Here is a 6,082-nt window from a genome sequence, read left to right as displayed (position 1 = left end):
TCCGCGCTGCCGACGGTCGGCGGCGTGCTGGCCGTCGCGGTCGTCGGCCTGGCCGCGGCCGTCTGGCTGCGGCGGCGCGGCCGGCGTCGTACCCGCCTGGTGACCGCCTCGACCACCGGGCGCGCCCTGGCGCTGCCGGAGTCGGTGCTGCGCACGGTGCGGGCCGCGGAGGACGAGCGCAACGAGTCGCGGGCCCAGGCCGCGGTGCTGGCGCTGGGCGAGCGGATCGACGCCACCGACTTCTCGGCGACGACCGCCCGGGCCCGGGCGTCCTGGCAGGCGGCGCTGGACCACTACGACGTGGCGAGCCGGATCCTGGACGGCAGCCACTCCCCGGCCGACGCCGTCGGCGCACTGGTGCTGGCCGAGCGCGGCCAGGAGGCCCTCCGGGCCGCGGCGCAAGGCCACGGTTGGCGACCCGGTCGGCGCTGCTACTTCAACCCGCTGCACAGCCTCGCCACGACGACGGCGACCTGGACCGACAGCGGCCGCACCGTGAAGGTGCCCGCCTGCCAGGCCTGCGCCCGGGCGCTGCAGGCCGGCCAGGAGCCGCCCGACGTCCTCGACTTCGTGGTCGGCGGCAGGCCGCGCCACTACTACCGGCTCGACCTGGGCGCCTGGAGCCGGACCGGCTTCGGGTCCCTGGACCCTGACCTGCTCTCCCAGCTGCTGCGCCGCTGACCCTCAGGCCGAGAGGACGGTGTCGGCGATGACGCCGAGGTGATGCTCGAAGAGCGCGGCCGGGTCGCCGAAGCCACCGGGGCCGTACTGGCCGAAGACCTCGAAGGTGACGCAGCCGAAGAGCGAGGCCCAGGCACAGGCGCCTGCCGCCAGGACGTCGTCGGGGAGGTCGAGGGCGTACTCCTCACGGACCGCCGCGAACGTCTGCCGCAGCACCGGGCTGGCCACCGGGGCGCGACGGCGCGCCAGCCCCCCGGCGTACGCGTCGCCGAGGATCGCCATCAGCGCCCGCACCACCCGGGTGCCGGGCTCGTTGGTCTGCTCGGCCGGCGCGGTGTAGCCGGGCACCGGGCTGCCGAACAGCAACGCATAGGTGGCCGGCTCGGCCACCGCCCAGCCGCGCACCGCACGGCCCAGCGCCAGCAGCCGCTCCCGGGGCCCCTGGACTCCAGCCAGCGCCTCGTCCACCGCGTCGCCGAGCTGTCCGTAGCCCTCGACGACCAGCAGCGTGAGCAGCTCGTCGCGGCTGGCGACATAGCGGTAGATGGCCGAGGAGACCACACCCAGGTCACGGGCGACGGCCCGGAGCGAGAGGGCCGCGGCTCCCTCGCTCGCCAGGTGCTCGCGACCGATCCGCAGGATGTCGGCCATCGTCTGCGCCCGGGCCCGGGCGCGTGGGGTCTGGGTCATGCCACCCACTCTAGAGAGCACTAGAAACAAATGCGAGCACCGCTCTTGATTTCCTGCCGAGAGGATGTCATCGTGAAGATAGAGAGCACCGCTCTCTCTTGCGAACATCGATCTCAGGAGTCCTCATGAACAACGTCGTCATCGGCGCCGGCCCGGTCGGCAGCACCGTCGCCCGGCAGCTCGCCGAGGCCAATCGCCCGGTCCTGCTCCTCACCCGCTCCGGCAACGGTCCCGACCATCCCCTCATCGAGCGCCGCCGGGCCGACGCGTCGAGGCCGGGCGATCTCGCCGAGGCCTTCACCGGCGCCGCGGCGGTCTTCGACTGTATGCACGGCTCCGCCTACTCGGCCGCGGCCTGGCGGCGAGAGCTGCCGGCCGCTGAGGCAGTCGTGTTGGCGGCGGCCGGCCAGGCGGGCGCTGTCGTCGTCTTCCCCGAGAGCCTCTACGCCTACGGACCGGTCGACCGCCCGATGACCGAGGACATGCCGCGACCCGCCGACCGCGGCAAGCCCGGCGTCCGGGCCGACCTGCTCCGGGCCCGGGAGGCGTCCGCGACGCCGACCGTCAGCGTGGCCGCCTCGGACTTCTACGGACCACTGGTGCGCACCGCCCACGCCGGCGAGCGGATGCTGGACGCCGTCCTCGGCGGGAAGCGGCTATCAGTGATCGGCAGCCCCGACCAGCCGCACTCGTGGACCTATGTCCCCGACCTCGCGGCCGCGATGATCGAGGCGGCCGACACCGAGGAGCTGTGGAACTCCGTCCTGCACGCGCCCACCGCGGCCCCACTCACGCAGCGCGAGATGACCCAGGCGTACGCCGCCGCGGCCGGCGTACCTGCGCCGAAGGTGTCGGGCATCCCGACCGGCCTGCTCAAGGCGATCGGCCTGGTCCACCCCGGCACCCGCGAGATGGCCGAGATGACCTATCAGTTCACCGCACCGTTCGTGCTCGACTCGACCCGCAGCCAGGCCCGGCTCGGGCTGTCCCCCACTCCGATCGAGACCGGCGTTGCCGCGACGATGGCCTGGTGGCGGCGCAGTCGACCTGAGACACGCGACTGACCGGTAACAACAGCGCCCGATAGCGTTGCCCGCATGTTCACCAAGGTGTTGGTGGCCAACCGTGGAGAGATCGCGATCCGAGCCTTCCGGGCGGCCTATGAGTTGGGGGCGAAGACCGTTGCGGTCTTCCCCTACGAGGATCGGGGGTCCGAGCATCGGCTGAAGGCCGACGAGGCCTACGAGATCGGCGAGCGCGGTCACCCCGTGCGGGCCTATCTGGATCCCGAGGCGATCGTGGCGGCGGCGGTGCAGGCCGGCGCGGACGCGGTCTATCCCGGCTACGGCTTCCTGTCGGAGAACCCGGCGCTGGCCGAGGCGTGCGCGGCCGCGGGGATCACCTTCGTGGGCCCGTCGGCGGAGGTGCTGGAGCTGACCGGCAACAAGGCGCGAGCCATCGCCGCCGCCAAGGCGGCCGGCGTGCCGACGCTGGCCTCCATCCCGCCCTCGACCGACGTCGAGGAGCTGGTGGCCGCGGCGGGCGAGCTGCGCTACCCGCTGTTCGTGAAGGCCGTTGCCGGTGGCGGCGGACGCGGGATGCGTCGCGTCGACGAGCCCGACCTGCTCCGCGAGGCGATCGAGACCTGCATGCGCGAGGCCGAGGGCGCCTTCGGCGACCCCACGGTCTTCATCGAGCAGGCCGTGGTCGAGCCGCGGCACATCGAGGTGCAGATCCTCGCCGACGGCCAAGGCAACGTGATCCACCTCTTCGAGCGGGACTGCTCGGTGCAGCGCCGCCACCAGAAGGTGGTCGAGATCGCGCCGGCGCCCCACCTCGACCCGGAGCTGCGGGAGCGGATCTGCGCCGACGCGGTGCGATTCGCGACCCAGATCGGCTACTCCTGCGCGGGCACGGTGGAGTTCCTGCTCGACCCCGAGGGCAACTACGTCTTCATCGAGATGAACCCCCGCATCCAGGTCGAGCACACGGTGACCGAGGAGGTCACCGACGTCGACCTGGTGCAATCCCAGCTGCGGATCGCCTCCGGCGAGACGCTGGCCGACCTGGGCCTCTCCCAGGACACCGTCCGGCTGCGCGGCGCGGCGCTGCAATGCCGGATCACCACCGAGGACCCGGCCAACAGCTTCCGGCCCGACACCGGCGTCATCACGACGTACCGCTCCCCCGGCGGTGCCGGCGTCCGCGTCGACGGCGGCACCACCTACTCCGGCGCCGAGATCAACGCCCACTTCGACTCGATGCTGGCCAAGCTGACCTGTCGCGGCCGGACCTTCGAGGACGCCGTACGACGGGCCCGGCGGGCGGTGGCCGAGTTCCGGATCCGCGGGGTGGCCACCAATATCGCCTTCCTGCAGGCGCTGCTGGCCGACCCGGACTTCGCCGCCGGCCGGATCACGACCTCCTTCATCGAGACCCACCCGCAGCTGCTCATCGCCCGCGCCTCAGGCGATCGCGGCACCCGGCTGCTGACCTATCTGGCCGACGTCACGGTCAACAGGCCGTACGGCGAGGCGCCGGTCTCGGTCGACCCGCGCAGCAAGCTTCCCGCGCCTGGATTCTTGGGCCTCGACCTGGCCGCCGCGCCCCCGGAGGGCACTCGGCAGCAGCTGCTGGAGCTCGGCCCGGAGGGCTTCGCCGCGGCGCTGCGGGCGCAGGAGCAGGTGGCGGTCACCGACACCACCTTCCGCGACGCCCACCAGTCGCTGCTGGCGACGCGAGTGCGCACCCGCGACCTGCTCGGCGTGGCCGGCCACGTCGCGCGGCTGACGCCGCAGCTGTGGTCCCTGGAGGCCTGGGGCGGGGCGACGTACGACGTCGCGCTCCGGTTCCTGACCGAGGACCCGTGGGACCGGCTGGCCGCGCTGCGGGAGGCGGTGCCCAACATCTGCCTGCAGATGCTGCTCCGCGGCCGCAACACCGTCGGCTACACCCCCTACCCCACCAGCGTCACCGAGGCGTTCGTCGAGGAGGCGACCGCCACCGGCATCGACGTGTTCCGGATCTTCGACGCCCTCAACGACGTCTCCCAGATGGCGCCGGCGATCGAGGCCGTGCGCGGCACCGGCACCGCGGTGGCCGAGGTCGCGCTGTGCTACACCGGCGACCTCTCCTCCCCCTCCGAGCGGCTCTACACGCTGGACTACTACCTGCGGCTGGCCGAGCAGATCGTCGCGGCCGGCGCGCACGTGCTGTGCATCAAGGACATGGCCGGGCTGCTGCGCGCCCCGGCCGCCCGCACCCTGGTGACCGCGCTGCGGGAGCGGTTCGACCTGCCGGTGCACCTGCACACCCATGACACCCCCGGCGGTCAGCTCGCCACCCTGACCGCAGCGATCGAGGCCGGGGTCGATGCCGTCGACGCCGCCTGCGCGGCGATGGCCGGCACCACCTCCCAGCCGCCGCTGTCCTCGCTGGTGGCCGCCACCGACTTCTCGCCTCGCCCTACCGGCCTGTCGTTGGACGCGGTCAACTCCCTCGAGCCCTATTGGGAGGCCACCCGCCGGGTCTACGCACCGTTCGAGTCGGGCCTGCCGGCACCGACCGGGCGGGTCTACCGCCACGAGATCCCCGGCGGACAGCTCTCCAACCTGCGCCAGCAGGCCATCGCGCTCGGCCTGGGCGAGAAGTTCGAGCAGGTCGAGGACACCTACGCCGCCGCCAACGACATCCTCGGCCGGGTTCCCAAGGTCACCCCGTCGTCGAAGGTCATCGGCGACCTGGCCCTCGCGCTGGTCGCCGCCGGGGCGGACCCGGTGAAGTTCGAGGCCGACCCGGCGTCGTACGACGTCCCGGCCAGTGTGATCGGCTTCCTCCACGGCGAGCTGGGCACCCCGCCCGGCGGCTGGCCCGAGCCGTTCCGCGCCAAGGCCATCGAGGGCCGGCCGTGGACCCCGCCCGAGGAGACCCTCTCGTCCGAGGACGCCGCCGCGCTGGCCACGGACCGGAGGGCGACCCTCAACCGACTGCTCTTCCCCGGGCCGACGCGGGACTACACCGAGGCCCGCTCGAAGTGGGGCAACGTCTCGGTGCTGCCCACCCTGGACTATCTCTACGGACTGCGGTTCGGCGAGGAGCACGTGGTCGAGCTCGAGGAGGGCAAGCAGCTCTACCTCGGCGTCGAGGCGATCAGCGAGCCCGACGAGCGCGGCTACCGCACCGTGATGTGCACCATCAACGGCCAGATGCGTCCCATCGCCGCCCGCGACCGCTCCGTCGAGGCCGAGGCAGCCGCCGCCGAGAAGGCCGACCCTGCCGTGGCCGGTCAGATCGCGGCGCCCTTCCAGGGCGTGGTCACCCCGACCGTCGCCGTCGGCGACCACGTCGAGGCCGGCGCGACGGTGGCCACCATCGAGGCCATGAAGATGGAGGCCGCCATCACCGCTCCGGTGGCCGGCGTCGTACAGCGGCTCGCCGTCGCCGCCACCCAGGCCGTCGACGGCGGCGACCTGGTGGTCGTCCTCTCCTGACCGCGAGTCGGCAGAAGTGCTGGTCTCTCAGGCGCCGAGTCGGCAGAAGTGCAGGTCCCCAAACCGCCGAGTCGGCAGAAGTGCAGGTCCCCCAGGCGCCGAGTCGGCAGAAGTGCAGGTGCCAGGAGCGCCGAGCTGCAACACTTCTGCCGACTCGAGCCCTCTCAGACCCGCACTTCTGCCGACTCGCGGTCAGGAGAGGACGACCACCAGGTCGCCGC

At 72.9% G+C, this 6,082-nt stretch carries 4 protein-coding genes; 3 read left to right on the top strand and 1 reads right to left on the bottom strand.

Annotated elements, in window-relative coordinates:
• Nucleotides 1–681 (top strand): hypothetical protein (locus tag QM595_RS07880; RefSeq protein ID WP_415170993.1); only part of this gene is annotated, 681 nt, incomplete at its 5' end.
• A gap of 3 nt (nucleotides 682–684) precedes the next feature.
• Here the strand turns inward: QM595_RS07880 and QM595_RS07875 are convergent.
• A complete protein-coding gene (locus tag QM595_RS07875; protein WP_415170992.1) occupies nucleotides 685–1,371 on the bottom strand; it encodes a TetR/AcrR family transcriptional regulator in 687 nt (228 codons plus the stop codon).
• Nucleotides 1,372–1,496: 125 nt separating this feature from the next.
• Here QM595_RS07875 and QM595_RS07870 point away from each other — a divergent pair, with 125 nt between their 5' ends.
• Both QM595_RS07870 and QM595_RS07865 read left to right on the top strand, forming a co-directional pair.
• Nucleotides 1,497–2,435 carry an NAD-dependent epimerase/dehydratase family protein gene (locus QM595_RS07870; protein ID WP_415170991.1) on the top strand — a complete coding sequence of 313 codons (939 nt, stop codon included), beginning with the start codon at nucleotides 1,497–1,499 and terminating at the stop codon, nucleotides 2,433–2,435.
• Nucleotides 2,436–2,468: 33 nt separating this feature from the next.
• Entirely contained in the window at nucleotides 2,469–5,861 is a 3,393-nt protein-coding gene (locus QM595_RS07865; protein WP_415170990.1) for a pyruvate carboxylase, read from the top strand.
• The last annotated feature ends 221 nt before the right edge of the window (nucleotides 5,862–6,082 follow it).

Origin of the sequence: Nocardioides sp. (assembly GCF_047607185.1) — a bacterium.
GTDB lineage: Bacteria > Actinomycetota > Actinomycetes > Propionibacteriales > Nocardioidaceae > Nocardioides.
The sequence above is the reverse complement of the archived record's forward strand: the minus strand, read 5'-3'. Positions and strand labels throughout refer to the sequence as shown.